Origin of the sequence: Brevundimonas sp. (genome assembly GCF_019636155.1) — a bacterium.
In the GTDB taxonomy this organism is placed as follows: domain Bacteria; phylum Pseudomonadota; class Alphaproteobacteria; order Caulobacterales; family Caulobacteraceae; genus Brevundimonas.
This window is the reverse complement of the sequence record NZ_JAHBYB010000011.1, coordinates 59,728-84,813: the sequence shown is the minus strand read 5'-3', so window position 1 is coordinate 84,813 and position 25,086 is coordinate 59,728. Positions and strand designations below refer to the sequence as shown.

Below are 25,086 nucleotides of genomic sequence, written 5' to 3'. Positions count from 1 at the left end.
GGGTTTCCCTGAAAAGAGGGAAATTATCGGGGACATCTCGCGCCGGCGCTCCCCCCCCCCCCCCCCCCCCCCCGGGGGGCCTAGGACCGACCTACCCACTATCTGAGGCCGCGCCGCAATTCGAGATGCGGCCAGCCTAGCCGCTGTCTGGCCTCTCCTCATGGCGACGCAAATTACCAACCAAACCATAGGCCGTTCAACGTCGTCCCGAGACATCCACACGCGAAATGTCCGTTTCGGAAAACTGCCGGTTGACGAAACAGCCAAGACGGCACCCATCATAAGATGTTCGGAAATAATCCATCTCCGCATGTCCGGACATATAAAGGCGCTTAAGGACGCGCCTCTGTCGGACACTGTGAACGCAGCGCCTCATTCGAGACGAAGCGTCGAGTTTAGCGTGAATATTCTACCATTCTGAGTCTTCGTTCTGTGTCTGGGAGGGCGCGCCGGATGAAAACCTCGATGCGAAAGGCCGGCGCCGGCCTGGCCGCCCTGTTGTGGGCCAGCGGGTTGCCGGGTCTGGCTGCGGCAGACACCCTTTATCAGTACGACGCACTGGGCCGGTTGATCCAGGTCGCTTACGACAACGGGGTCGTCGTCCAGTACAGCTATGACGCGGTCGGAAACCGGACCCAGCTGGTCGTCTCCGGCGTCAATCGGCCGCCGGTGGCGGTGAACGACACCGCCAGCGTGACGACCTCGGCCTCGGTCAACATCATGGTCCGGGCCAACGACAGCGATCCGGACGGCGACCCCCTGACGGTGACGGCGGTGGGAACTTGGCCGGGCCACGGCGCTGAACCGCAGGACCGGCTCCGCCTGGTCCTGGCCCACGGCCTATGGCTACGATGGCCGCTCGCGGCTGACTTCCCTGGCCCACGACCTGTCGGGAACCACCCAGGACATCACCACCACCTTCGCCTACAATCCGGCCAGCCAGGTGGTGGGGCGGTCGCGCAGCAACGGCCTTTACGACTTCGCCGGCCATGCGAACCTGAGCCGGTCCTATGCGGTCAACGGGCTGAACCAGTATGTGACGGTGGGGGGTGCGGCCTTCACCCACGACGCCAACGGCAACATGACCTCGGACGGGTCGGGGACCTATGTCTATGACGTGGAGAACCGGCTGGTGACGGGGCCGGGGGGCGCGACCCTGGTGTGGGATCCGCTGGGCCGGTGTTGTCAGCCCAAACTGATTGCGGGCTAAGGGAGGCGGCCGTAGCGTCCCCGGATGGCCAAATCGACCAACCCCTTTCGCTGGTTTGACAGCTCGCCGGAGGTGATCCGGCTCGTGGTCATGATGTACGTCCGATATCCGCTGTCCCTGCGAAACGTCGAGGACCTGCTGGCCGAGCGCGGCATCGACATCTGCCACGAGACGGTGCGGCTCTGGTGGAACCGGTTCGGCCCGATGTTCGCCGCCGAGATCCGCCGCAAACGCGTGCATCACATGCGCGCCTACACCCAATGGCGCTGGCATCTGGACGAGGTCTACGTCCGGATCAACGGTGAGATGCGGTACCTATGGAGAGCCGTCGATCATGAAGGCGAGGTTCTGGAATCCTTCGTCACCAAGACCCGCGACAAGGCCGCAGCGCTGAAGTTCATCAAGAAAGCCATGAAGCGACACGGCCGACCGAAGGCCATCGTGACGGACGGGTTGCGCTCGTACAAAGCCGCCCTCAACGACCTCGGAAACGCCGATCGTCAGGAGGTCGGCCGTTGGGCCAACAACAGGGTGGAAAACTCCCATCTGCCCTTTCGACGACGAGAGCGAGCGATGCTTCGCTTCCGCCGGATGAAGACCCTCCAGAAGTTCAGCTCCGTCCACGCCGCCTTCCACAACCACTTCAACCAGGACCGCCATCTGATCAGCCGAGACGACTACAAGACCCGACGCTCAGTCGCCCTGGCTGAGTGGCAGTCGCTCGCCGGCTGAGGTTCGACCACCTTGCCCAAGGTGCGTTCAGTGGAGACAAGTTCGCGTTGGACTGACAGCGCCCCGAGCCGTTCAGGGGCGGCGCCTCGGATCTCAGCCAGAAGGCCAGGGTGTCGGCGATCGAGGCGAGGGAGACCGTCTTGAACTTCTGGGCGTAGGAGGCCAGGCCGGCGCGCGCTTCGGGCCAAATCGACGGATCGGTCGCTTCCGGCGCGGGCTGGAGGACCGCCGCATTGGCCGCGACGCCGAAGCGGCTCAGTTCCTTGGCCAGCGCCCGTACGGCGCCGATCCGGACGTGGTGGGTGACCGGTGCGATCGGGATCGGCAGATAATAGGCGAAGCTGTCGTCGAACCCGAGCACCCAGATCTGCCCCCGTCCGGCCTCCATCATGGCGCGCGCCGCTGTCTGCAGGGTCTCCAGAAAGAAGGCGCCGTCCGCCGCGACGGCGTCGGCCAAGGTTCCGGCGGCGAGCAGCGCGCCCTCATCCAGGGTTGAGGCGTTGAAGACGACGGCGTCGAACGGAGCCGCGCCGACCGCCGCCAGGTCGGGCCCCGACACCCATCGAACCTTCGCAACGTCACCGGCTCCGACGCCATCCGGCGTCCAGGCGACGACTTCCAGGCCGCGCGCCGCCAGGAGGTCGGCCAGCAGCGGACCGACGCCATGGCCCGCATCGACGATGAGGACGCTCTTCGTAGAGGCGGAGGCGCTCATGCCGCCATCGCCGCAAGATCGACCACGGCATAGGTCCACGACGCCGTTTCGGCGGCGACCACGCCGACCGGCGGCCCGCCCGCCGATACCCGGCCCGACCGTACGGCGAAGTCCAGGGCCATGACCATGGCGGCGCCCGGAATGTTCGCCGTGCGGTCGCCGATATAATACATCAGCCCATCCAGCCCCATGACCAGTTCAGGCACGATCATGTTCATCAGCGAGCGGTTGGCCTGGGGCACGATGATCGTGCCGTAGTCCTCGGCCCGACGTCCGCCGTTCTCGACCAGGTCGGTGACGGCGGCCCCGACGATCCTGGGCAGCAGCCGGCTGATGATCTTGTGGTTGTGCGTCGTCTGGACGGGGATCAGCTTCTTCTCGTCCGGCCCGATCAGCAGCCCCTCCTGTTCGTCCGGATGGGTCGAGACGGCGTTGCAGTAACCGATCTCCAGGGCGCGCCCGCGCGCCTGGGCCGCGCGTCGGCCGCCGACAACCATGGCGGCGGCGCCATCGGCGAAGATCAGGCCATTTATCATGTCCGACGAGTTCGGCGCGGCGTTCCGCAGCAGCCGTTCGCCATAATAGTAGGGCGACATGCATTCCGCGCCACAGATCAACGCGGTCCGGGCGCGGCCAGAACGGATCAGGGTCTGCGCCAGGATCAGGCCTTGGATCGCGGCCGCGCATCCCCCGCGCAGATCACACAGTTGCGCCTTCTCCACGCCGAGCCGGCGTTGAAGCTGGCGGGCGACGGGCGGCATGATGAGGTCGGGTGTCGCCGTGGTGGTGATGATCAGATCGATCTCGTCGGGCGACATGTCCGCGTCAGCTAGGGCGGCCCGCGCCGCACGAAAGGCCATCTCTGCTGTGCCAAGGTTGGGTTCGGCGCGTTCGCCCGTTTCGGGCGACACCACGAAATGCCGCTGCTCGACACCGAAGTAATTCATCAGGTCGCGCACGGGCACATTGGGCAGACGGGCGGCGATGACCTCGTTGGTCACCGGCTCGCCCGGCAGATAGGAGCCAAGCCCGATGATGAAGACGACGTCCTCGTCGGCCCCGGTCCTGGCCGTGCCCGTCGCGTGCGGCGTCACGACAGTCGGCCTCTGATGTATTGCGCCAGCACGTTGACCGTCGTGCAGTTGGCCTCGAAGAACTCGCGGTTCAGCGTCTCGACCTTGAAGCCGAACTTCTGCTGGACCAGGATCGCCACCTCCAGCGCCGCCAGGGAATCCAGCCCCAGGCCGCCTTCTTCCTCGAACAGCGGAGTCGCGCCACCGATTTGGTCCTTGTGATAACCGAGGCCGGTCAGATCGAGACCATCCAGCAAGATGTCCTCGATGATGACGGATTCGATGGCGGAGATGTCAGGCGTGGTTGTGGCGGTCATGGTCATGGCGGTCTCTCCGTGTGTCGGCGGGCCGAGGTGCGGCGTCGCCTTGGGTGAGCAGGAACAGGCTGGCCCTGGCGTGGCGGACATCACCGACCATCACCGATGCCTTGCCGGAAATACGGTCGTCGCCTAGGTCCAGGCGCGTGACGAAGGCCAGATGCATCCCCGGCAGAACCGGCCTATGGAAGGTCACGGTCTCGACGGCGATCGAACGGACCTCGGCGCTGCTCCTCTCGGTCCGATGCGTGAAGGCGTGCAGCATCGCCAGGATCATGCCGTCCAGCAGGATCACGCCCGGGACGACGGGGAAGTCCGGGAAATGGCCCTTGAGAAAGGGTTCCTCGCTGAATCGGTGCGTCAGGGTCGTCGTCCGGCCGTCCTCCGCGTGGGAGACCCCGTTGCCGAATACGGTCCGCAGGCGCGCCATGTCGAAGCCGGCCCTCATGCCGCGCCCCGAGTCGCCAGGATGTCGAGATGGGCTTCACAGACCTGTTCGCCCCTGACGAAGGCTGATCCCGCGAAGGCGTAACGGGGATAGTCCCCACCCTCCCAGAGCACGCGGATCGCCGCCTGGAAGGCGCCGGTCCCCGGAGGCGTCATGACGATGTCCCGCAGTGAAGGGATGACGCCGATCTCGACCTCGGGATCGGAATGCCGGATCAGCGCCAGCGACAGCTGCGCCATGCATTCGATCAGCAGCGACGGACTGACAAAGCCGTCATAGCCGAACCGTTCCTTGTCCCCGTTGAAGACCGTCAGGGCGACGGCGGTCCGCCTGTCCATGTGGATGATGCGATCAATGTAGATGAAGGGCGCGGCCCACGTCGTGTTCCTGATCCCAGCCATGATGTCGGTCATCGCGCCCGCCCCCGCCGGTCGCCTATCGGTGTGCGCGACGGGTCGCGGCACGGTCGCGCCCCAGGAAGAACGGCATCGACGCGGACGGGATTAGGCCGGCCCGCCAGGCGCGCGGAATACCTAGAAGGGGGTATGGAGGCGGCGTGCGCCTTCATAGCGGCCACAGCGGCTGCCCCGCCAAGGCCTGGGCGAACAGGGCGATGGTCGTGACGACCATCAACACGGCCGACAGCCAGACGATCCGACGGGCCTGTGCGGGCGCCGTCCGATCGGCGATCCAGCCCACCAGCGGCAGGACCTGCATCGCGTGCAGACCGATAAAGTGCGCCGGCCTGAAATCACCGGCCACGCGCGACCAGCCCAACAAAGGAATGCTGGCGCCCACGCCGTCACCCACCCAACGGTCATAGGCGACGCCGGACATGTATCCCGCGACCACCAGCGTCAGGATCGGGGCGAGCAGCAGGCCGACCATGGCGCCGAGGCGATAGGCCGACCGGTCGCCGTCTCGCTGGCGATGAATCCGCAGGCCGAGAAGGAAGGGGATCACGACCAGCGACGTCGCGCCGATCCCCATCAGGGCGTACATGCCGGTCTCGAACGGCGTATCGAAGTTGAAGTGCGAGGGCCGGCCCCTCGCTGCCTGAAAGGCGATGTAGGCGATCTCGAACAGCGCTGCGGCGACCGAGACGCGCACCAGGCGCGACATCGACCGGTCCGTGCGGACCTCGGGGCGCAGCAATTGGGCCAGGATCGCCAGGGTGATGAAATGTAACGCCAGGGAGAGGGCGAACTTCAGCGGCTTGGCCCAGACATCGGCGCCGGAAAGGAGGCGCGGGTCGTAGAAGGCGCCGGGCGTGAGGACGACGACCACCGCCATCATGAAGCTCGCGACGGTCAACCAGGCGCGCGTCGTCTCATCGTCCGCCAGGGGAAGCGCCGATCTCATGCCGTGATCCTCCGCAGGCCGTGGGTCGCCCCGCGCGTGATCAGGAACAGCGCAAGGCCCATGGGAGGGAACATGAAGGCGACCACGAGGATGACCGCCTGGATCTGGCGCGACAGCCCCATCCGGTCCGCCTGTTCGGCGATCCAGACGCCGATGAAAAAGTCATAAGCAAGGTAATGCAGCCAGCCCGCCAGCAGGATGTCGTCATGGACGAACAGGGCGCGCACCTCGGCGATCGACCCGTAGCCTCCACCGGAACCGGCGAACTTCGCCATCATGACGCCGGCGTAGATCAGGCCGAACGCTAAGGGCACGCCGAACTTCGGAACGGTGATGAAGCGCGATGACCGGTTCGGATGGAGGATCAGAAACGCCCAGCAGATGACGATGACCAGGCCGGTCAGGGCGTAAAGGATGTCCGGCGCGCCGAAATCAGAAGGCATGAGCAACCTCCGGTGCAGGGGCGCCTTCGTTTCGGGCCCGGTTTTCGGCTCGCGACGCCTCGCGCGGCTCCAGCACGTCCGGAACCAGGGCCTGAGCCGCGAAGGCTCCCGACAGCGCCGCCGGCTCGATCCCGCCGCCCAGGGTCATGGCTCCCGCCAGGACGAGGTTCCGCACCGGCGTCCGCACCGGCAGGCCGCCTCCGGGATTGCGCAGGCCGTAGATGGCGCCGTGCCGCGTCCAGCCGTAGCGGTGGAAGGTCACCGGACTGGCGTTGCTCTGATAGACGATGCGGGAATCAAGATCGGGCACGATCCGCCGCGCCGCCGCCAGCATGCTTTCGGAGGCGTCATCCTTGCGGTCCTTGTAGGGCTGTGATCGGCGCAGACCCCTCAGGTCGCCGTCCTGCCCGTCCGGGAACCAGGTCGCGGACTGGTCCGGCGGGGTCAACTGGAACAGGTCGATGGTGGAATACCCCTCGGGCGCGCAGGTCGGATCGACAGAGGCGGTGAAGATCACCTCCGTCTCCACTTCGCCGGTCCGAACGTGGACGATAGGCGGCGCCTCGATGGTTCCCCGCACGCCGACATGCATGCCGACCGCCGAGCAGGAAGGGGTGATCCGCCCGAACTGGCGCAGCAGCAGATGCCGCTGGGGACTGTCCTCCAGCAGGTCGCGGACCAGCACGCCCGGGTCCGCGTTACAGACGACGGCGGTCGCCCGGACGCTCGTCTCGGCTCCGCGATGGTCGCGCGCCACGACGCCTTGGACCACGCCGTCGGCCTGAAGGATGCGCGCCACGCCGGTCCGCAGGCGAATCTCGCCGCCCCGCGCCTCTATGGCGTCGGCCAGAACCTGGGCGAAATGTCCTGAACCCCCAACGGGGTAGGCGCCGCCGATGAAAAAATAGGCATAGAGCGGCGCCATGGCGCCCACGGTGATAAGGGTCACGTCATGGGTCCGATAGGCGGCGATGCCCTCGATGAGATCGAGCGCGCCCGGATCGGTCACGTGCCGGTTGATAAATGTGCGCCAAGGGCGATCAACCCAGGCGGCGGCCAGCGGGTGCGCCTTGGCGAATGCCATGGCGTCCTTGGGCGTCTGCGGCGCGCCGGGAAAGCCGTGGTGGTATTCCGTGGTGGAATACATGGCCTCGTAGATTTGGTGAATCTCCTCGAATAGGGCCGCGATCCCCGCGGCCTGATGCGGGAAACGTTCGCCCAGCAGGGCGACCAGGGCGCGCCAGTCGCGAGGCACATCGAGGCGCGGGCCGTTATGGACGAAGCTGTGGTCCAGACGGCGCCAGCTGACGGCCGCAGCCTTCCCCAGGCGTCGCAGCAGGACGTCCAGGGTGCCGTCGGGCCACCAGCCGGAAAAATCATGCACCCCGGAATCGAAACGGAACATCAGCCGTTGTCCCGTCTGGTCGTCGCGTCCGCGCCGCACCCAGTGATGGCAGAAACCGCCGGGACGGTCGTGTTGTTCGAACACCACCACCTTGAGCCCGCGATTGGCCAGCAGCGCGGCCGCCGTCAGCCCACCGATTCCGGAGCCGATGACGGCGACATCGTAGGCGTCGGGATCGCGTCCGGAAAAGTCAGGGCTGGGCCAGCGATTGCGCTTGTCCCCGCCTGCCCTGTGCTGCAGATCCAGCTGGATCCATAGGGGGGGCAATATCGCCGACGCCAGGCCTCCGGCCGCCAGCGGCGCCCATCGCGCCACGGTCGGCAGGTCAGCGACACAGGCGAGCGCGAGCCAGAACAGCAACACGCTCCACAACGCGGAGATCGCCAGATTGATGGTCAGGAACAGAGGCGTCCCCGAGACCTTCCCGTACGCGATGGCGGCGAAGGGCGCGGTCCAGGGGCGGCGCAAGGCGACGCTCAACACCATGGCGCCGCTCGCGGCTAACGCCATTCCCGCGACGACGAGATCGACCATCGTCACATTCATCGCGCGGCCCGAAGATTTCGGTGGTCGCGCCGGAAAGGATCAGGCTTCCACCGTCGTGACCCAGCCATGATCCGCCCCCCAAGCGCTTCGTGATGGGGCGCAGGCTTAAGGTGGAACTGGCAAGGCCGGGGATACCGCGAAATAGGTATGCCCGCGTTCTGGCGCGGCGCCAGGGCGATTTCGGACGCTACTTCCAATCAGGTATTCACGGGGCCGGAGACCGATCCTACAACGGCTGATAAAGAATGCGGGCGCAGGGACCCATGACGGCTTCATCTTCCGTTGACGGGACAAATAGACTCTGGCGCATCGTGCTGGCCGAAGACGATAGGCCGGTCAGGGAACGGCTGGCCGCCCTGCTGCGCGAATGGGAAGGCGGCGAACTGCTGGCGGTCTGCAGCGACCTGGCCGAGACATTGGCGGCGCTCCAGGCGCATCCCGTCGATCTGCTGATCACGGACCTGAAGCTGCCTGACGGAAACGGTGTCGAGGCCATCCGCGCCCTGCGAACTGCGCAACCCGAGGCCGAGGCCATGGTGATCTCCGTCCTGGCGGACGAGGGCACGGTGATCGACGCCATCGAGGCCGGAGCTTCCGGCTATCTGCTCAAGGATGCGGGTTCCCTAGATCTCGTCGAAGCGATCACGGAATTGATGGCCGGTCGCTCACCCATCTCCTCGCGCATCGCCCGCGTCCTGGTGCGCCGGCTGGGCGGCCCAGACAAGGCGGACCCGACGCCGGTCGAAAACCCCCTGACGACCCGCGAAATGGACATACTTTGGGGCGTGGCCAAGGGCTTCACCTATGGCGAGATCGCGGACCACCTGGGCATTTCGCGCCACACAGTGCCAGTCCATGTGCGCAACATCTATCGCAAGCTGGAAGCAAGGAACCGATCAGAGGCGGTGTTCGAGGCCTCACGATTGGGATTGATCCGCTTGTGACCCGAGTTGTCCCTTCCTGGATCCAGGCCTGGGCGCCGCGCCTGCTGGTGCTCTTCGCCGTGGGATTGTCGCTATGGTTGGCGCCGGCTGTCCTCCGGCTGCCAGTGCCGAAAGAAGCGACCGCCCTGGTTGACGCGCGGCTACAGGTCGATGGCGGTCCGGCCCGGAGCGTTCGCCTTCCGCACGACTGGCGTCGGGACATCGATCCGGGGCCGACCACAGCCACCTACAGCTTGCGGCTCCCCGTGTCGCCGCCGGGCGAGGCGATGGTTCTGCTCTTGCCGTCAACGCGGCTCCTGCTCGGCGCCAGTCTGGATGGCCACCCGCTGGAGCGCGAAGCCCCCCAGATCACCGGAGCCAAGGCCGGTTCGACGGCCCTGTTCCGCCTGCCGTCGGGGGCGCACGGAGGTCGGCTGGAACTGACCCTGCGGCGAAGCGGCGGAATCGTTCCGGGTCATCTGTCGCCCGTGTATCTGGCCACAGAGACCAACGTCGCTCCGATGCGATGGCTATGGGTGATGGGTGACGGCGTGACCCGGATGGTGGCGCTATGCATCCATCTCCTGACGGTGTTCGCCATCGCCGTCGTGTGGACCGCGCGCAGGCGTGATCCGGTCTTTGGCTGGCTATTCCTGCTGGGCGCGGGAAGCCTTCTGAACGTGCTGTCCGGATCGAGCCTGGAGCCCGCGTGGCTGGGCTGGAGCCAGAAGGTCGTGCCCTTGATGGTATCCGCCCTGGGGTTGGCGGTCGTGGGCCTTGCCCTGGCTATTCTCGAGGTCAGACGACCGCGCTGGCTCCGCTACGGCGTTGTCATACTGCCGCTGATCCTGATTCTTGGAACGGTCGCGGGACTCCCCGCGCCGCTCGGGAGGCTGACCGCCTTTTTCTTCGCTATGGGGGGCAATCTGGCCGGCGGTGTCTTGCTGCTAGGGCTGGGACGCCGGCCGACGCCGTGGGACCAGTTGCTGCTGGCCGCGCCTTTCCTGCTGACCGGATGTTTCGCCTTGCGGGATATTGCCGGATTGTTCGGCCTGGTGGCTGACCCCTTCATGATGACGTCCCATGTCCGCACGCTCATCATCGTCGCCATCCTGGCCTTGCTGATGCGTCGTCTGGCCGCCAGTCTCAACGAGCTGGACGTGGCCAACGAAACGCAGCGCCAACGCTTGCTGGAACAGGAAGCAGAACTGACGCGGCTCCACGCCGAGGCGCAGGAACGGACGGCCCAGTTCACGCTGGACGAGGAGCGCCGTCGCCTGATGCGGGACCTGCACGACGGTGTGAGCGGGCACCTGGTTTCCATCATCGCCCTGTCCGAGCGCCGAGAGGTTCATCCAGGAGACATCGAAGCCGCCGCCCGCGCCGCGTTGGAGGACTTGCGCCTGGTGATCGATTCTCTCGATCTGGAGGATGGAGACCTGCGCCTCGCCCTGGCCGGGTTCCGAGAACGGTTGACGCCGCAGCTTCGCCGTTTGGGCGTCGGCCTTGTGTGGTCGATGGAGGCCTTACCGGAGGTCGGCGGTGTTGCTCCCACATATGCCCTAACCATCCTGCGCATTCTTCAGGAGGCGATCACCAACGCCCTGAAACACGGGCCAGCCGGACGGATCGAGGTCAGAGGAACGCGCGGTTTGGACGATGCGGCCGTGCTGACGGTGACGAACGACCGAAGGGACAAGGCGCGCGGGCCGGCGTCCGTTGCGGGTCGTGGGCTCGACAACATGCGTCGCCGCGCCCGTCAACTTGGCGGCGACATCGTTCTGCGCCTGGGCGAAACAGAGTCCTCCCTGACCCTCACCCTGCCGGCCGTCTTGGCCGGCTGACACCTCCCGACGGGATCCGGAGCGGCATCCGTCGAGGGTCAATCGATCACGCGGCGCCAACGGAATGGAGGCAGATGGCCATCGAATTGCCAGAGCGCCCCTCAACTTGTCCGCCGCGCCGAGAACAGGCGACCTTGGCCGGCGCCAAATGAACCGGATGGCGGCCCATCTGCTCAAACCAGGTCGCGGTAAGCGGACTCGGCGCGCCAACGCCGGCCCCGGCAACTGTTCGGGGTGGATGACGAAAGGCGGGCGGCCCACCTGGCTCGGCCACGGTCTTCAAAACCTAGGGTGACACGGTGCGCCGCCCGCCAATCAACCTCGACAATCCGACAAGGCCGTCAACAGACAAGGAGGACGGAGTTTATGAGTCCAGATCCTGCGCCGTGACCGCGTGGACTAAATGAGTTCCCTACTAGACGCTGCCGATGGTGCGCAGGCGGGCCTTGGGGTGAATCTCGTTCTGGCTCATGACCACCGTCTGGCCGCGGAAGCGTTCGATGATCGAGCGGACATAGGGCCGGATCTGCGGTCCGGTCAGCAGCACCGCCGTCTCGCCGGCCATGGCCGCGCGCTCGAACACGTCGCGGACCGAGCGGATGAAGTCCTGCAGGCGCGACGGCGCCATGGCCAGCTGTTTGTCCTCGCCCTGGCCGACCAGGCTCTCGGCGAAGGCGCTTTCCCATTCCGGCGACAGGGTGACGATGGGCAGAGCGCCGTCGTCGCCCTTGTGCTGCCAGCACAGCTGGCGGGCCAGGCGGCTGCGGACATGTTCGACCAGGCCGGTGACGCTGGTGGTGTGCGGCGCCGCCTCGGCCAGGCCTTCCAGGATGGCCCCCAGGTCGCGGATCGACACCTTCTCGCGCAGCAGGGACTGCAGCACCCGTTGCAGGGTGGTGGTGGTGACGACCGTGGGGATCAGCTCCTCGACTAGCTTCTTCTCCTCCTCCCCCACCTCCTTCAGCAGTTTGGAGACCTCGGCGTAGGACAGCAGGTCGGCCATGTTCTCCTTGAGGATCTCGGTCAGGTGAGTGGTCAGGACGGTCGAGGGGTCGACGATGGTGTAGCCGCGGAAGGTCGCCTCCTCGCGCAGGGATTCATCGACCCAGGTGGCGGGCAGGCCGAAGGCCGGCTCCTTGGTGTGCTCTCCGGGCAGTTCGACCTGGCGCCCGGCCGGATCCATGGCCATCAGCTGGCCCAGGCGAACCTCGCCCTGGCCGGCCTCCATCTCCTTGATGCGGATGGCGTAGCCCTGGGTCGGCAGGCGCATATTGTCCAGGATGCGGACGCTGGGCATGACGAAGCCGTACTCCTGGGCCAGGGAGCGGCGCAGGGCCCGCACCTGGTCGGTCAGGCGGCGGCCCTCCAGGTCGTTGATCAGGGCCAGCAGGGAATAGCCCAGCTCGATCTTCACCTCGTCGATGCTCAGGGCCGTGCCGATGGGCTCCTCGACATCCTCGCGCGGGCCGGCGGCGGCGGCGGCCTCTGCCTCGGTCGGCGCGGCGGGTCTCAGACGGTTGCGGCCCAGACGCCAGGCCATGACCCCCGCCCCGATGGCCAGGGCGGCGAAGGGGATCAGCGGCATGCCGGGGATCAGGCCGATCAGGCCCGCCGCCCCCGAGACCATGCCCAGGCTGACCGGATTGCTGGCCAACTGGCTGACCAGGGCCTTGTCCGCCGTGCCCTCGACCCCCGCCTTGGACACCAGGAAGCCCGCGGCGATGGACACGATCAGGGCCGGCACCTGGGTCACCAGGCCATCGCCGACCGTCAGCAGCACATAGGAATTGGCCGCGTCCCCCGCCGCCATCCCGTGCTGGATCACCCCGATCAGCATCCCGCCGATGGCGTTGATGAAGGTGATGATCAGCCCGGCCACCGCATCGCCGCGCACGAATTTCGAGGCGCCATCCATGGCCCCGAAGAAGGTCGATTCCTGCTCCAGCTCCTTGCGCCGGCGCTTGGCCTCGGCCTCGTCGATCAGACCGGACGACAGGTCGGCGTCGATGGCCATTTGCTTGCCCGGCATGGAATCCAGGGTGAAGCGGGCGCTGACCTCGGCGATGCGGGTCGAGCCCTTGGTGATGACGACGAAATTCACCACCAGCAGAATGCAGAAGATGATGATGCCGATGATGAAGCTGCCGCCCATCATCAGGCTGCCGAAGGCCTTGATCACCTGGCCGGCGGCGTCATGCCCCTCGTGCCCATGGGTCAGGACCAGCCGCGTCGAGGCCAGGTTCAACCCCAGCCGATACAGGGTCGAGACCAGAAGCACGGTCGGGAAGATGGCGAAGTCCAGCGGCTTCTTCATCATCACGGCGGTCATCAGGATCAGCACCGACGACACCAGGGAGATGGCCAGCAGCAGGTCCAGCAGGAATTTCGGGATCGGCAGGATCAGCAGCAGGATGACACCGATCACCCCGACCGCCATGGCCACCTCGCCGCGCGCCAGCCAGCCGACGACGTCGCGCCCCGTCGGGCGCGCCAGGCCGTCCTTCATCAAGGCTGTATCGGTCACGAGAAGCTCCGCCCCCTCCACCATGCCGCGCATGGTCCCCCTCCCCCGAGGGGGAAGGATTTAGACGGCGAGTCGGCCCGCTCAGCCATGGCCGAAGGCCTCCAGGACGCGGCGCGTCGTCTCGGCGATGACGCCTTCATTGGCCGGGTCGTCCGTGGCGGCGTGGTAATAGACGGCGATGGTGATCGGCGCGCCGCGGGGCGGATACAGCACCCCGATGTCGTTGGTCGGACCATAGCCGCCGGTCCCGGTCTTGTGCGCCACGCGCCAGCCGGTCGGAACGCCCGCCTTGATGCGGCCCGCGCCGGTGGGACTGTCGGTCATCCACTGAAGCAGCCGCGAGCGGGACTCCACACTCAGGGGCGTGTTGTCCGACAGGAACAGGCGGTGGATGTTGTTCGCCGAGGTCATGGGCCGGATGGTGTCCTTTTCGCCATCCAGCCGGTTCATCTCGGGCTCGAACCGGTCCACCCGCGTCGTGTCGTCGCCGATGGCGCGATAGAAGCCCTGCATGGCCTCCAGCCCGCCCATGGCCTTCAGCAGGATGTTGGCGGCCGGGTTGTCGCTGACCTCGACCGCGCCCTTCATCAGCTGTTCGACCGTCAGGGTCGAACCAACGGCGGGCTCGGTGACCGGGGCGTGGCTGATCATGTCGGCGCGGGTGATCGGCACGGCGCGATCCAGCCGTTCCTGCCCGTTCTGCACCCGGATCAGAGTGGCGGCGGCCAGATACATCTTGAAGGTCGAGCAATAGACGAACCGCTCGTCCGCCCGCCATTTCACCCGTCCCGCGTCATTCAGGGCGCACAGGCCGATCCGCCCGCCGTGGCGGGCTTCCAGGTCCGACAGGTCCAGCGCCTGGTCGAACGCCGTCGCCTGGACCTCGGCTGCCGGCGCAGGGCCGCACCCCCCCAGGCCCAGGGCGCCCAGCCCCGTCAGAACCGCCCTGCGATCCGCGCCCGCCATCGCCGTCAGCCCATGCCGATGGCGTAGCCGGCGGCGACACCGGACTGGGGCGCCGGGATGGGCGTGCCCTCGTCGGCGTATTCGTTCAGCTTGTTGCGCAGGGTGCGGATCGAAATGCCCAGGATGTTGGCCGCATGGGTGCGGTTGCCCAGGCAGTGGCCCAGGGTGTCCAGGATGAGGGTCTTCTCCATCTGGGCCACCGTCTGGCCGACCATCGACCGGGTCAGGGCGTCGGCCGCCTGGGCCGCGCGCCCGGCCGGACCGGCGTCATAGGTGGCGGGCGCGGCGGCGCCCATCAGAGGCTGGCCGTCCGGCATGCGGATGGCCTCGACATCGATCTCGGGCCCGACCGCCAGCAGAACGGCGCGGTGCATGGCGTTCTCCAGTTCACGCACATTGCCGGCCCAGCGGTGGGCGATCAGGGCGCGGCGCGCATCGGGCGACAGGGGGCGCGGCGGCACGCCGTTGGCGGCGGCGTATTTCTTGATGAAGTGATCGGCCAGCACGGCGATATCGCCCGGCCGTTCGCGCAGGGCCGGCAGGCGCAGGTTCACGACATTGAGACGATACAGCAGGTCTTCGCGGAAGGTCCCCTCGGCCACGGCCTTGGCCAGATCGCGGTTCGAGGTGGCGATGATGCGGATGTCGACCTTGACCGGCTTGGTCCCGCCGACGCGGTCGATGACCCGCTCCTGAATGGCGCGCAGCAGCTTGGCCTGCAGCCGGGCGTCCATCTCGCTGATTTCGTCCAGCAGCAGGGTGCCGCCATCGGCCTCCTCGAACTTGCCGATGCGGCGGGCGACGGCGCCGGTGAAGGCGCCCTTCTCGTGGCCGAACAGTTCGGATTCCAGCAGGTTGTCCGGGATGGCGGCGCAGTTGACGCTGATGAAGGGGCGGTCGGCGCGGCGCGAATGGGTGTGCAGATAGCGGGCCATCACCTCCTTGCCGACGCCGCTTTCGCCGGTGATCAGGATGGAGGCTTCCGACCGCGCCACCTGGTCGGCCAGCTGGATCACCGCCTTCATCGACGGATCGGCCGAGATCATCGGCCGCTCGTCGTCGGCCACGGCGGCCAGGACGGCGGCGATCAGGTCCGCGTCGGGCGGCAGGGGGATGAACTCCTTGGCCCCGGCCTTGATGGCGGCGGCGGCGTCCGAGGCGCCGGCGTCGACGCCGCAGGCCACCACCGGCACATGGATGCGCTCGGCGTCGTTGGCGGCGATCAGGGCGGCGATGTCGATGCGGTAATCGACCATCAGCAGGTCGGCCCCCTGCCCGCGCCGCAGCTGTTCGGTCGCCTGGTCGGCGCGCTCGACGTGCTGGACCTTGGCGCCGTGGGCCATGGCCATCTTCACCGCCTGGGCCAGTTGCCCGCTCAGTCTGCCAACCACCAGAAGCCGCATGGGTGTTTGCTCCTCTAAATCCTACGCGAGGCGACCGATCAGGCGCCCGAATCCTCGGTCTTGATGATTTCCGTCATGGTCACGCCCAGCCGGTCCTCGACCACCACCACCTCGCCGCGCGCGACCAGGCGGTTGTTGACGAAGATGTCGATGGCCTCGCCCACCTTGCGGTCCAGCTCCAGCACGGAGCCGCTGTTCAGCTTCAGCAGCTGGGCCACCGAGATATGGGCCTTGCCCAGGACGGCCGAGATGTTCACCGGCACGTCGAACACGGTCGAAAGGTCGGTGGCGGACTTTTCGCCCTGCTCGTCGGCTGGGGTCAGGGCGTTGGAGTCCGGGAACTCCTCAAGGGCCAGGTCGTCGGCGGACATCAGATCACGCTCCCGTCGGTGAAGGTTTCGGCGTGGCCGGCCTCGGCGGCCAGGGCGGCGGAAAGGGCGGCGGCCATGCGCCCGGCCACGGCGGCCGGATCGAAGTCGGCCCGCCCGTCGGCCCATTCCAGGCGGAAGGCGGCGGCGGCCAGGGCCGGGTCGTCGCGGAACTGCACCGCCCCGGCGAAGCCGGCGTCGGCGCACAGGGTCTCGATCGCATGGCGCGTCTCGCCGTCCAGGCCGGCGGCGGCGACCACCAGCCGGGGCGAGGCCTCGACCTCCTGGGCCAGGGTCTCCAGCGCCGACTTCAGCGGCCCCAGGGGGAAACGGTCCAGCGCCGCCCCGGCGACGCCCCGCGCCGCGGCCAGCGCCAGGTCGGCGGACTGTTCGCGGTGGGCCTGGACGGCCTGGCTCAGGGCCGGCATGGCCTCGGCCAGGCACTGGCCGATGGTCGACAGGGCCATGGCCCGCATCGCCTCGGCCTCCTGGAGCGCCGCCTGGCGCGCCTCCAGCCCGGCCTGGGCGACCAGGGCCTCGACCTCGGCCGGCGAATAGGCGCGCTTGATCGGGCGATAGTCCGAGGCGCGGACCACCGCGCCGGTCTCGCTGAACTCGGTGTCGAAGGCGTAGGGGCGGGTCGTGGACTGGGTCATCAGTAAATCAGCTCGTCATCGCCGCCCTGGCCGACCAGCATGATCTCGCCCTTGGCGGCCAGGTCCTTGGCCACCTGGACCATGGCGATCTGGGCGGAATCGACGTCCTTCAGCCGCACCGGCCCCATGGCCTCCATGTCCTCGCGCATGATCTTGGAGGCGCGCTCGGACATGTTGGAGAAGAACAGTTCGCGCAGGCTTTCGGACGCACCCTTCAAGGCCAGGCCCAGCTGGTCCTTCTCGACCGCGCGCAGCAGGGTCTGGATGCCGCCGGGGTCCAGCTTGGCCAGGTCCTCGAACACGAACATCAGGGCGCGGATGCGCTCGGCCGACTCGCGGTTGCGTTCCTCCAGGGCGCCGATGAAGCGGGCCTCGGTCTGGCGGTCGAAGCTGTTGAAGATCTCGGCCATCATCTCGTGACTGTCCCGCTTGGAGGTGCGGGCCAGGTTGGACATGAATTCGGTGCGCAGGGTCTGTTCGATCTTGTCCAGGATCTCGCGCTGGACCGGCTCCATGTTCAGCATCCGCTGGACGCATTCCAGGGCGAAGTCCTCGGGCAGGGCCGACAGCACCCGCGCGGCGTGGTCCGACTTGATCTTGGACAGGACCACCGCGACCGTCTGGGGGTATTCGTTCTTCAGATAGTTGGCCAGGACCGCTTCGTTCACATTGCCCAGCTTGTCCCACATGGTCCGACCGGCGGGGCCGCGGATCTCCTCCATCATCGCTTCGACGCGATCGGACGGCATGAAGGCCTGCAGCAGCCGCTGGGTCTGGTCGTAGCTGCCCATCACCCCGCCCGAGCCGCTCATGCCCGAGACGAACTCGACCATCAGCTCCTCGACCACCACGGACGACACCGTGCCCAGGTTGGCCATGGCCTGGGAGATTTCCTTGACCTCGTCCTCGTCCAGGTTCTGCCACAGCCGGGTATGGTCCTCGCCCAGGGACAGCAGGATGACCGCGGCCTTCTCAGGCCCGGTCAGCTTGCGGACATCCTCGACGACAGCCTTTTTGTTGATCAGCCTGGCCATCAGCCTTCGTGCACCCAGGCCCGCAGGATGGCGGTCGATTCATCGGGGTTCTTCTCGACGAAATCGGCGACCTTCTTGACCGACGACGCCTTCACCTGACCCTCGATCCGGGCGATGTCCAGCCGCTGGTCCATGTCCGACGGACCGGCCAGCTGGCCCGCGGCGGCCATGCCGCCGCCACCGCCTCCGACCAGGCTGGTTTCAAGCTGAGCCACCGAGATCTGGCCGCCGGGGCCGGCCAGGGCCGGAACGCCGACGCCGCCACCCGACGCCGTCTTCAGCAGCGGCCGCAGGACGAAGAAGATCAGCAGCAGGCCGGTCACCAGCAGGACCAGCAGCTCGATCCCGCGCATCAGGTCGTTCTTGTTGAAGTCGAACAGCGACCCCTTGGCCTCGGCCCCGCCCTCCAGGGCCGACGTATCGCGGGCGAAGCGGGTCCCGACGACCTCGATCTTGTCGCCGCGCTGGGCGTCGATGCCGACGGCGGCGGCGACCAGGGCCTTGATCTGCTCGATCTCCTCGGCCGTGCGCGGGGCGTAGGTCGGCTCGGCCCCATTGGCGCCGGGGGTGTATTTGCCATCGACGGCCACCGACACCGACAGCTTCTTGACCTCGCCCGGCTCGCGCACCGTGGTCGTGGTGGTGTTGGAGATTTCGTAGTTGGTGGTCTCGGTGTTGGCGCTGGAGCGCGAGCCCAGGGGCGTCGTCGCCGGGGCCTCGCCGCCGGGAATGTTGTTGGTCGCCGTCACCGCGCCGTCCGAGACGCCGCTGGTGTCCTGGTTCTCCGTGCCGTTGGTCGAGGTGGAGCGCACTACCTGGCCGTCCGGGTCGAACCTCTGCTCCTGGGTGGTCGAGCGGCTGTGGTCGATCTCGGCGGTGACCTGGACGCGGGCGGCCCCGGCGCCGACCACGCCTTCGACGATGTCCTTGATCCGAGCCTGAAGCTGGGCCTCGGTCGTGGCCCTGGCCTCCTCGGCCGAGGCGGAGTTGAAGGCGCCGCCCTCGGATCCTGCCGCCAGGGTGCGGTTGGCGGTGTCGGTGACGGTCACCTTCTCCGGCTTCAGCCCCGGCACGGACGAGGCCACCACATTGCGGATGGCCTGGACCTGGTCGCCGTTCAGGGCCCGGCCGCCGACCCCCACGACCACCGCCGCCGACGGGTCCGCCGCCTGGGCCTGGAACATCTCGCGGCGCGGCATGACGATGTGGACGCGGGCGGAATTGATGCCCCGATACGACAGGATGGTGCGCGCCAGTTCGCCTTCCAGGGCGCGCTTTTCGTTCAGGTTCTGCTGGAACTCGGTCTGGCCCAGGACCGACTGGTTGTCGAAGATCTCGTAGCCGACCGAGCCGGAGGTCACGAGCCCCTTGGACGCCACCAGCATCCGCGCCGTGCCCACCTCGTCCCGGTTGACCATGATGGTCGAGCCGTCGCCGCGGCTGGCGTATTTGATGCCCGCCTGGTTCAGGGCCGAGCTGATCTCTCCGGCCTCGGTCAGGTCCAATCCGGAATACAGCAGGGCGTCCGGCGCCTGGCCCATGCGCAGCATGACGGCCACCAGCACCGCCGCCACGCCGGCGGCCACGCCCAGGACCACGGTCAGCCGACCGATCCCGAATCTCTGCAACGCCGCTGTAAAGCCGCCCACGCGCCCCGCCCGAACTACTGGCGGGAGACACCGCTCAACCCGCTAGGCAGAAAGTGCCGCCCGCATGGTAAATGGGTGGTTAAGCGAAAGGGGAATGATGAAGCGCGAGGGCTGGATGTATAGGGCGACGGCGGCGGCGCTGTTGATGCTGATCGCTGGCGCCGCCACCGTCTGGGGCACGGTCCATTGGCTGGACCGTTTGTGGCCCCATCTGTCCGCCTTCCTGCCAGCCCCCTTGCGCGAGATCGGGCTGGCCATCGCGGTGAAGCTGCTGATCGTCGCTGGCGGGTATATCTTCGGCCTGGCGATCATCGTCTGGTTCGCCGTTTTCCGCGCCCTGCGCATCCCGGACGCGGCGCTCAGTCTGGCGGACGCGACCCTGGGCCCGCCCGACTATCCGTTCAGGGTCCATCCCGCCTCGCTTGAGGACCTGGCCCGGTCGGAATGGGAATATCGCGAAGGCGAAACGCCGCCGCCGATCCTGTTCGGCGACGTGGCCCATGTGGAACGACCGCCCCGCCGCCCGACCTGGTCGGATCCTGTCCTTTCGGAAGACGGGCCGGAACCGGGCCAGGCCGAAGACGACCCCGAATCCTGGCCGGATCAGGACCCGGACGACCGGGCCTGATCCTCATGCGCGCCTGGCAGGCCGGAGCGGCCTCAGGCCGCCTTGCGCAGCTGGGCCTTTTCGACGGCGGCGGCGCTGATGCGGGCCTCGGCGATGGCGTCGGCGATCTCGTGGGTCGGGCGTTTCTCGGCGGCCGAGCGTTCCAGGATCTCTTCCAGCGTCTCCATCAGCCGGACCAGCTTGGCCTCGACCCAGGCCGGGTCATAGGCGCCCCCGGTCTGACGCGCGGTCATTTCCGAGGCCACATTGATGATGCCGCCGCCGTTGATGACATAGTCGGGCGCATAGAGGACGCCCCGGTCGAACAGGGCCTGGCCGATGTCCGCCGTGGCCAGCTGGTTGTTGGCGGCGCCGACCACAGCCTTGACCGTCAGACGATCCAGCGTCTCGGGGTTCAGCGTCGCGCCCAGGGCGCAGGGGGCGTAGATGTCGGCCTTGGCGTCATAGATGGCGTCCGGCGCCACGACCTGGGCGCCCGTGCGGGCCGCGACCTCTTCCAGGGCCTGGACGTTCACGTCGGTGATCACCAGCTTGGCGCCCGCCTTGTGCAGCTTGTCCGCCAGATAGCCGCCGACATGGCCGACGCCCTGGACCGCGACGGTCAGGCCGGTCAGGTCGTCCTGCTTCCACAGGCGCCGGGCGGCGACCAGGGTCGAACGGAACACGCCCTCGGCCGTCACCGGGCTGGGGTCGCCCGAGGCTTCGGGACCGTCCTTCAGGCCCAGGACATAGGGGGTGACCTTGCGGGCCTCGGCGATGTCCTCGACCGAGACGCCGACGTCCTCGGCCGAATAATAGCAGCCGCCCAGGGTGTCGATCGCCCGCCCGAAGGCGCGGAACAGTTCAGGCGTCTTCTGGGTCCGGCTGTCGCCGATGATGACCGACTTGCCGCCGCCCATCTCCAGATCGGCGATGGCGTTCTTGTAGCTCATGCCCTTCGACAGGCGCAGCACGTCCTCCAGGGCTTCGGCCGACGAAGCGTAGTTCCACATGCGGCAGCCGCCGACCGCCGGACCGCGCGCGGTGGAGTGCACCGCAACAATCGCCTTCAGGCCTGTTTTTTCGTCGAAAAAGCTGTGGACGCCTTCGTGGTTCGCGAAGGACGGGGAATCGAACAGCGTCTTGCCCATGACAGGCCTTTCCTGGGGTTTTATTTTTCTTGCGCGCCAAATAGGGCCTGAGCGGGGCGGAGGCAAGCGGAGCCCTACCGGGCCAGGGCGGCCTGAACGTTCTGCGCGCCCGACGGCAGGGGCGCCGCGGGATCCAGGAAGAAGGCCAGGGCGTCGCGATAGACCGTCTCGGCGTCCAGGTCGCGGTTCAGCAGGTGGCGGCCCTTGGGATACCAGGCGGTCGTCAGGTTCGGCGCGTCCCCGGCCCGCTCCAGCGCCAGCCGCATGGGACCGCGCGCGATCACATGATCCCCGGCCCCATACATCAGCAGGGTCGGCCGTCGCATCGCGCCCAGGTTCAGCGAGGCGGTCTCCATCAGGTCGACCAGGCCCGACACGGCGTCGAACCGGGTTCGCATCAGGCTGGACGGGTCGCGGCCGACGCGGATCAACTCGACCAGATTGTCCGAGGCCATGATGCGCCGGGCCACGAACTGGGGCGTGCCCACCGGCCGGTCGCCCATGGCGCGGGCGGCGACCCACAGGGCGGCCCGGTTGACCGGCCCCTGGCTGGACCAGCCCCAGACCCCGGGCGCCAGAAGCAGCACCCTGTCGGCGTCGGGCGGATGGTCCGAGGCGAAGGCGGCGATGGCCACCGACCCGCCCATGCTTTCCCCCGTCACGATGACCGGAGCCCCCGGCCGCGCCGCGCGGACCAGGGCCACGACGTCGCGCAGGTCGTCGGTCATGGCGGCTTCTCCGGCCCAGACGCCGCGCCCCGGCGCCTGGCCGAAGCCGCGCTGGTCATAGGCCCAGGTCTCGATCCCCTGTTCCGCCCACCAGGGTCCGGCCAGGCGGAAGGAGGCGGCGGTGTCGTTCATGCCGTGCAGGGCCACCACCACCGCGCGCGGCGGCCCTTCCGGCGACCAGCGCAGATAGGGCAGCCGCCCGCCGTCCCTGACGACAAAGGCCTGTTCCTCGATCCGCGGCCCGGCGAACCCCGCCGGCGGGATCAGCGGCGCCTGCACCATGGGCGCGGCGCAGGCGGACAGCATCAGCAGCGCCAGCAGCAGCGCGATCCGTTTCACGCCAGCATCTCCCGCACCCGCGCCCTCAGATGCGGAACCACCTCGGCCTCGAACCACGGGTTCTTCCGCAGCCAGGCGGTGTTGCGCCACGACGGGTGCGGCAGCGGCAGAATGGCCGGGCCATAGTCGCGCCAGGCGCGCACCGTCTCGGTCGTGTTCGCCTTCATCCGCTCCTTCAGCGCCCAGGCCTGGGCGTAGCCGCCGACCAGCAGGGTCAGTTCCACACGCGGCAGTTCAGCCAGCAATCGCGGCCGCCACAAGGCGGCGCAGCGCGGCGGCGGCGGATAGTCGCCCCCCTTCGACGCCGTGCCGGGATAGCAGAAGGCCTGGGCCGCCACCCCGATGCGCGGATCGGCGTAGAAGGTCTCGAAATCCACGCCCATCCAGTCGCGCAGCCGGTCGCCGGACGGATCGGTGAAGGGCAGGCCGCTCTCATGCACCCGCCGCCCCGGCGCCTGGCCGCAGATCAGCAGGCGGGTCTCGGCCGAGACCATGACCACCGGACGCGGCGTATGCGGCAGGTCGCCCGCACAGGCGCGGCAGGCGCGGATGTCGTCCAGGATGGCTGAAAGGTCAGCCATCATCCTCTTCGGACACTGGCGGAAACGCCGCCCTGGCCGCCGCCGCCTCTTCGGCCGTGGGATGGCGGAGGCGGATGACCCCCTTCATCTGGGCCGGGTCGATGGGCTTGCCCTTCTTGGTGAGGGTCAGACGGCCGTCACGCATCAGGCCCAGGGCCGTCGCCTTCACGCGCGGCAGCATGCGCCGCCATTGTTCCGGCTGCAGGGCCTTGGCCACGTCGGACGGCTCGATGCTCTTGCCGTTGTCGCCCCTGGGGTCGACGGCCGACAATTTTTCGAAGATGGCGGATTCGATGGGGTCGCTCATCGCGCCTATATGCTGCATTGCGAGAGCGGAAAGAAGGCAAGAGGCATCCAATGGTCGGCAAGGTCACGGTGACGCAGGGCGAGTTCGCCGGCTGGAAGACCTATGACACCCACGGCACCTTCGACCAGGTGGTGGGCCCCTTCTATTTCCGGCCCGATCCCGACGGACGGATGCGCTGCGCCTTCCGGGCCGAGGCCAAGCACATGAACATGGGCGGGCGAATGCACGGCGGCTGCCTGATGACCTTCGCCGACATCGCCCTGTTCCAGACCGCCTATCAGGAGATGGAGGGCAAGAACGGCGTCACCGTCCAGCTGGATTCCACCCTGGTCGACGGCGTCTATGAGGGCGAACTGGTCGAGGCGACGGGCGAGGTGGTGCGCGCGGGCGGATCGCTGATCTTCGTGCGCGGCCAGATCACGGTTGAGGCGCGGACGGTGATGACCTTCTCGGGCGTGATCCGGAAATTCACCCCGCGGGCCTGAGCCGCGTCGCCGCGGCCAGGGCGGCGGACAGCAGGACCGCGGGCCACAGCGCCGCCAGACCCATCGCTCCATAGCTGAGGGCGCCGATCACGGCGCCGCCGATCAGCCCGATCCACAGGACCAGATAGGGCCGGAAGGCCCAGGGGTCGCCGCCGCGCAGAGCCGCCGCCAGGGCCTGGCCGATCTTGACCAGGGTGCCGGTCATATAGGTCAGGCTGACCCCCACCTCGCCATTGCGCAGGAAGACCGAGTTCTCGACCGCCATGGCCAGGACCATCAGGGCCACCGCCAGCGGCGCCGCGCCCATCGCTCCCGCGCAGGCCGCCCCCGCCAAAAGGCCGGTCTCGACCATCAGCACCCGGCTGCGCGACCGAGGTCCGCCCGATCCCGCGACCAGGGCCCCCAACAGGGCGCCGAGCACGAACAGGGCCAGCAGTCCCGCCGCAACCCCCGCCGGAACCCAGTCGGCCTGGGCCAGGCTGGCCGCCAGGCGCGTGGAATTCCCGCTCATGAAGGAGACGAACAGCCCGCCCATCTGCAGGAAGCCCAGGCTGTCGACATAGCCGGCCAGGGCGGCCAGCAGGGTCGCCAGCACCCGCTCGGACGGCGCCAGGCTCCTCATCGCCGCATCACAGCCCCGCCCCGGCCGCGGGGCGCGCCCTGGCGGCTTCCAGCCATCGGTTCAGGTTCATCAGTTCTTCCGGCGGCCGGTATTTGATCAGGCGGGCGAAATCCAGGCCCACGGCCGCCACCACGTCGGCGATGGTGAACCGGTCCGCCGCGATCCATTCGCGGTCGGCCAGGCGCCGGTCCAGCGAGCGCATGTATTTCTCGGCCGCCAGACGGTTGTAGTCGGCCAGCTGCGGCATCTGGGTCGCCTCCAGGGCGGCCAGGGCCGGATGGGTGTGGCGCACGCTCAGCATGATCGGATTGGCCAGGTAGAATTCGCAGCGGCGGGTCCACATCTCGATCATCGCCTGTTCGGCCGGATCGCGGCCGAACAGGTTCGGTTCGGGATACAGGGCCTCCAGATAGCGGCAGATGGCCAGGGACTCGGTCAGGCAGGTCCCGTCGTCCAGCTCCAGCGCCGGGACGTGGGGCACGCCGAATTTCGCCCGATAGTCGGCCGTGCGGTGTTCGCCGGCCAGAAGGTCGACCTCGACGATCTGGACCCCCTCGATCCCCTTTTCGGCCATGACCCAGCGGACCCGGCGGGGATTGGGCGCGCGATGCGAGGTGTACAGCTTCATGGGTCGGCTCCGTTGCTTAT

General features: G+C 67.9%; 28 protein-coding genes. 6 read left to right on the top strand and 22 right to left on the bottom strand.

All coding sequences use genetic code 11. The annotated features are described in order from the left end of the window. Positions 1-611: 611 nt before the first annotated feature. Positions 612-734 (bottom strand): hypothetical protein, encoded by a 123-nt coding sequence (locus tag KF910_RS12005; protein ID WP_292263189.1) that lies wholly within the window; start codon positions 732-734, stop codon positions 612-614. Here KF910_RS12005 and KF910_RS14340 point away from each other — a divergent pair. After that, complete coding sequence (locus tag KF910_RS14340) at positions 676-1,116, top strand: Ig-like domain-containing protein (protein WP_416354709.1); 441 nt, start codon at positions 676-678, stop codon at positions 1,114-1,116. The genes KF910_RS12005 and KF910_RS14340 overlap by 59 nt on opposite strands. 118 nt (positions 1,117-1,234) lie before the next feature. Beyond that, positions 1,235-1,942, top strand: coding sequence for an IS6 family transposase (locus KF910_RS11995; protein WP_292263186.1), 708 nt, complete (start codon positions 1,235-1,237; stop codon positions 1,940-1,942). Here KF910_RS11995 and KF910_RS11990 read toward each other — a convergent pair. The 8 genes from KF910_RS11990 to KF910_RS11955 all read right to left on the bottom strand — a co-directional run bounded on the left by KF910_RS11990 (position 1,875) and on the right by KF910_RS11955 (position 8,239). After that, positions 1,875-2,657 (bottom strand): hypothetical protein, encoded by a 783-nt coding sequence (locus tag KF910_RS11990; RefSeq protein WP_292263184.1) that lies wholly within the window; start codon positions 2,655-2,657, stop codon positions 1,875-1,877. The two genes, KF910_RS11995 and KF910_RS11990, sit on opposite strands and share 68 nt — an antisense overlap. Then, positions 2,654-3,751: a 3-oxoacyl-ACP synthase III family protein gene (locus KF910_RS11985; protein ID WP_292263183.1), complete on the bottom strand. Its 1,098-nt coding sequence runs from the start codon at positions 3,749-3,751 to the stop codon at positions 2,654-2,656. The genes KF910_RS11990 and KF910_RS11985 overlap by 4 nt, the downstream gene beginning before the upstream one ends. Beyond that, positions 3,748-4,053, bottom strand: coding sequence for an acyl carrier protein (locus tag KF910_RS11980; protein WP_292263181.1), 306 nt, complete (start codon positions 4,051-4,053; stop codon positions 3,748-3,750). Before KF910_RS11980 ends, KF910_RS11985 begins: the two co-directional genes overlap by 4 nt. Then, entirely contained in the window at positions 4,025-4,477 is a 453-nt protein-coding gene (locus tag KF910_RS11975) for a 3-hydroxyacyl-ACP dehydratase FabZ family protein (RefSeq protein ID WP_292263179.1), read from the bottom strand. The genes KF910_RS11980 and KF910_RS11975 overlap by 29 nt, the downstream gene beginning before the upstream one ends. A gap of 14 nt (positions 4,478-4,491) precedes the next feature. After that, complete coding sequence (locus tag KF910_RS11970; RefSeq protein ID WP_292263177.1) at positions 4,492-4,908, bottom strand: hypothetical protein; 417 nt, start codon at positions 4,906-4,908, stop codon at positions 4,492-4,494. A gap of 151 nt (positions 4,909-5,059) precedes the next feature. Continuing rightward, positions 5,060-5,809: a hypothetical protein gene (locus KF910_RS11965; protein ID WP_292263175.1), complete on the bottom strand. Its 750-nt coding sequence runs from the start codon at positions 5,807-5,809 to the stop codon at positions 5,060-5,062. A 44-nt stretch (positions 5,810-5,853) separates the two neighbouring features. After that, positions 5,854-6,300, bottom strand: coding sequence for an abscisic acid-deficient protein Aba4 family protein (locus KF910_RS11960; RefSeq protein ID WP_292263173.1), 447 nt, complete (start codon positions 6,298-6,300; stop codon positions 5,854-5,856). Then, the gene (locus KF910_RS11955; RefSeq protein ID WP_292263171.1) at positions 6,290-8,239 is read right to left on the bottom strand and encodes a phytoene desaturase family protein; all 1,950 of its coding nucleotides are present in this window, start codon (positions 8,237-8,239) and stop codon (positions 6,290-6,292) included. The genes KF910_RS11960 and KF910_RS11955 overlap by 11 nt, the downstream gene beginning before the upstream one ends. 323 nt (positions 8,240-8,562) lie before the next feature. Between KF910_RS11955 and KF910_RS11950 the strand changes: the two genes are divergently transcribed. Together KF910_RS11950 and KF910_RS11945 are read left to right on the top strand one after the other, a co-directional pair. Continuing rightward, positions 8,563-9,195 carry a response regulator gene (locus tag KF910_RS11950; RefSeq protein WP_292263169.1) on the top strand — a complete coding sequence of 211 codons (633 nt, stop codon included), beginning with the start codon at positions 8,563-8,565 and terminating at the stop codon, positions 9,193-9,195. Continuing rightward, the gene (locus KF910_RS11945) at positions 9,192-11,018 is read left to right on the top strand and encodes an ATP-binding protein (protein WP_292263167.1); all 1,827 of its coding nucleotides are present in this window, start codon (positions 9,192-9,194) and stop codon (positions 11,016-11,018) included. The genes KF910_RS11950 and KF910_RS11945 overlap by 4 nt, the downstream gene beginning before the upstream one ends. A gap of 415 nt (positions 11,019-11,433) precedes the next feature. On the opposite strand, the gene flhA is transcribed toward KF910_RS11945, so the two are convergent. The 7 genes from flhA to fliF all read right to left on the bottom strand — a co-directional run bounded on the left by flhA (position 11,434) and on the right by fliF (position 19,618). Continuing rightward, positions 11,434-13,524, bottom strand: a complete 2,091-nt coding sequence (flhA, locus tag KF910_RS11940; protein ID WP_292263193.1) for a flagellar biosynthesis protein FlhA — start codon at positions 13,522-13,524, stop codon at positions 11,434-11,436. A gap of 99 nt (positions 13,525-13,623) precedes the next feature. Continuing rightward, entirely contained in the window at positions 13,624-14,508 is an 885-nt protein-coding gene (bla, locus tag KF910_RS11935; protein WP_292263165.1) for a class A beta-lactamase, read from the bottom strand. A 5-nt stretch (positions 14,509-14,513) separates the two neighbouring features. Further along, entirely contained in the window at positions 14,514-15,911 is a 1,398-nt protein-coding gene (locus KF910_RS11930) for a sigma-54 interaction domain-containing protein (RefSeq protein WP_292263163.1), read from the bottom strand. A gap of 38 nt (positions 15,912-15,949) precedes the next feature. After that, positions 15,950-16,282, bottom strand: a complete 333-nt coding sequence (gene fliN / locus KF910_RS11925) for a flagellar motor switch protein FliN (RefSeq protein WP_292263162.1) — start codon at positions 16,280-16,282, stop codon at positions 15,950-15,952. Beyond that, positions 16,282-16,935, bottom strand: a complete 654-nt coding sequence (locus KF910_RS11920) for a flagellar assembly protein FlbE (RefSeq protein WP_292263161.1) — start codon at positions 16,933-16,935, stop codon at positions 16,282-16,284. Before KF910_RS11920 ends, fliN begins: the two co-directional genes overlap by 1 nt. Continuing rightward, positions 16,935-17,969, bottom strand: a complete 1,035-nt coding sequence (fliG, locus tag KF910_RS11915) for a flagellar motor switch protein FliG (protein WP_292263159.1) — start codon at positions 17,967-17,969, stop codon at positions 16,935-16,937. Before fliG ends, KF910_RS11920 begins: the two co-directional genes overlap by 1 nt. Further along, positions 17,969-19,618: a flagellar basal-body MS-ring/collar protein FliF gene (gene fliF, locus KF910_RS11910; protein ID WP_292263157.1), complete on the bottom strand. Its 1,650-nt coding sequence runs from the start codon at positions 19,616-19,618 to the stop codon at positions 17,969-17,971. Before fliF ends, fliG begins: the two co-directional genes overlap by 1 nt. 94 nt (positions 19,619-19,712) lie before the next feature. Here fliF and KF910_RS11905 point away from each other — a divergent pair, with 94 nt between their 5' ends. Beyond that, a complete protein-coding gene (locus KF910_RS11905; protein WP_292263155.1) occupies positions 19,713-20,246 on the top strand; it encodes a hypothetical protein in 534 nt (177 codons plus the stop codon). Positions 20,247-20,278: 32 nt separating this feature from the next. Here the strand turns inward: KF910_RS11905 and KF910_RS11900 are convergent, their stop codons facing one another. The 4 genes from KF910_RS11900 to KF910_RS11885 form a co-directional block, all read right to left on the bottom strand. After that, on the bottom strand, positions 20,279-21,376 hold the full coding sequence (locus KF910_RS11900; RefSeq protein WP_292263154.1) for a Glu/Leu/Phe/Val family dehydrogenase: 1,098 nt from the start codon (positions 21,374-21,376) through the stop codon (positions 20,279-20,281). A 74-nt stretch (positions 21,377-21,450) separates the two neighbouring features. Further along, complete coding sequence (locus KF910_RS11895) at positions 21,451-22,443, bottom strand: alpha/beta fold hydrolase (RefSeq protein ID WP_292263152.1); 993 nt, start codon at positions 22,441-22,443, stop codon at positions 21,451-21,453. Continuing rightward, complete coding sequence (locus KF910_RS11890; protein ID WP_292263150.1) at positions 22,440-23,027, bottom strand: uracil-DNA glycosylase family protein; 588 nt, start codon at positions 23,025-23,027, stop codon at positions 22,440-22,442. Before KF910_RS11890 ends, KF910_RS11895 begins: the two co-directional genes overlap by 4 nt. Continuing rightward, positions 23,017-23,331: a DUF3253 domain-containing protein gene (locus KF910_RS11885; RefSeq protein WP_292263148.1), complete on the bottom strand. Its 315-nt coding sequence runs from the start codon at positions 23,329-23,331 to the stop codon at positions 23,017-23,019. The genes KF910_RS11890 and KF910_RS11885 overlap by 11 nt, the downstream gene beginning before the upstream one ends. A 50-nt stretch (positions 23,332-23,381) precedes the next feature. Between KF910_RS11885 and KF910_RS11880 the strand changes: the two genes are divergently transcribed. Then, positions 23,382-23,816, top strand: a complete 435-nt coding sequence (locus KF910_RS11880) for a PaaI family thioesterase (RefSeq protein ID WP_292263146.1) — start codon at positions 23,382-23,384, stop codon at positions 23,814-23,816. Here the strand turns inward: KF910_RS11880 and KF910_RS11875 are convergent. Both KF910_RS11875 and KF910_RS11870 read right to left on the bottom strand, forming a co-directional pair. Then, on the bottom strand, positions 23,800-24,438 hold the full coding sequence (locus KF910_RS11875; RefSeq protein WP_292263144.1) for a YoaK family protein: 639 nt from the start codon (positions 24,436-24,438) through the stop codon (positions 23,800-23,802). The two genes, KF910_RS11880 and KF910_RS11875, sit on opposite strands and share 17 nt — an antisense overlap. 7 nt (positions 24,439-24,445) lie before the next feature. Further along, positions 24,446-25,066 carry a glutathione S-transferase family protein gene (locus KF910_RS11870; RefSeq protein ID WP_292263143.1) on the bottom strand — a complete coding sequence of 207 codons (621 nt, stop codon included), beginning with the start codon at positions 25,064-25,066 and terminating at the stop codon, positions 24,446-24,448. Between the last annotated feature and the right edge of the window lie 20 nt (positions 25,067-25,086).

Bases quoted from the DNA above. Each gene is read 5' to 3' on its own strand.
- KF910_RS11960 (WP_292263173.1), bottom strand. From the start codon at position 6,300: ATGCCTTCTGATTTCGGCGCGCCGGACATCCTTTACGCCCTGACCGGC.
- bla (WP_292263165.1), bottom strand. From the start codon at position 14,508: ATGGCGGGCGCGGATCGCAGGGCGGTTCTGACGGGGCTGGGCGCCCTG.
- KF910_RS11980 (WP_292263181.1), bottom strand. From the start codon at position 4,053: ATGACCATGACCGCCACAACCACGCCTGACATCTCCGCCATCGAATCC.
- KF910_RS11890 (WP_292263150.1), bottom strand. From the start codon at position 23,027: ATGATGGCTGACCTTTCAGCCATCCTGGACGACATCCGCGCCTGCCGC.
- KF910_RS11870 (WP_292263143.1), bottom strand. From the start codon at position 25,066: ATGAAGCTGTACACCTCGCATCGCGCGCCCAATCCCCGCCGGGTCCGC.
- fliN (WP_292263162.1), bottom strand. From the start codon at position 16,282: ATGTCCGCCGACGACCTGGCCCTTGAGGAGTTCCCGGACTCCAACGCC.
- KF910_RS11920 (WP_292263161.1), bottom strand. From the start codon at position 16,935: ATGACCCAGTCCACGACCCGCCCCTACGCCTTCGACACCGAGTTCAGC.
- KF910_RS11880 (WP_292263146.1), top strand. From the start codon at position 23,382: ATGGTCGGCAAGGTCACGGTGACGCAGGGCGAGTTCGCCGGCTGGAAG.
- KF910_RS11990 (WP_292263184.1), bottom strand. From the start codon at position 2,657: ATGAGCGCCTCCGCCTCTACGAAGAGCGTCCTCATCGTCGATGCGGGC.
- KF910_RS11905 (WP_292263155.1), top strand. From the start codon at position 19,713: ATGATGAAGCGCGAGGGCTGGATGTATAGGGCGACGGCGGCGGCGCTG.
- flhA (WP_292263193.1), bottom strand. From the start codon at position 13,524: ATGAAGGACGGCCTGGCGCGCCCGACGGGGCGCGACGTCGTCGGCTGG.
- KF910_RS11900 (WP_292263154.1), bottom strand. From the start codon at position 21,376: ATGGGCAAGACGCTGTTCGATTCCCCGTCCTTCGCGAACCACGAAGGC.
- KF910_RS11995 (WP_292263186.1), top strand. From the start codon at position 1,235: ATGGCCAAATCGACCAACCCCTTTCGCTGGTTTGACAGCTCGCCGGAG.
- KF910_RS11930 (WP_292263163.1), bottom strand. From the start codon at position 15,911: ATGCGGCTTCTGGTGGTTGGCAGACTGAGCGGGCAACTGGCCCAGGCG.
- KF910_RS11875 (WP_292263144.1), bottom strand. From the start codon at position 24,438: ATGAGGAGCCTGGCGCCGTCCGAGCGGGTGCTGGCGACCCTGCTGGCC.
- KF910_RS11970 (WP_292263177.1), bottom strand. From the start codon at position 4,908: ATGACCGACATCATGGCTGGGATCAGGAACACGACGTGGGCCGCGCCC.
- KF910_RS11955 (WP_292263171.1), bottom strand. From the start codon at position 8,239: ATGGTCGATCTCGTCGTCGCGGGAATGGCGTTAGCCGCGAGCGGCGCC.
- fliG (WP_292263159.1), bottom strand. From the start codon at position 17,969: ATGGCCAGGCTGATCAACAAAAAGGCTGTCGTCGAGGATGTCCGCAAG.
- KF910_RS11885 (WP_292263148.1), bottom strand. From the start codon at position 23,331: ATGAGCGACCCCATCGAATCCGCCATCTTCGAAAAATTGTCGGCCGTC.
- KF910_RS11975 (WP_292263179.1), bottom strand. From the start codon at position 4,477: ATGGCGCGCCTGCGGACCGTATTCGGCAACGGGGTCTCCCACGCGGAG.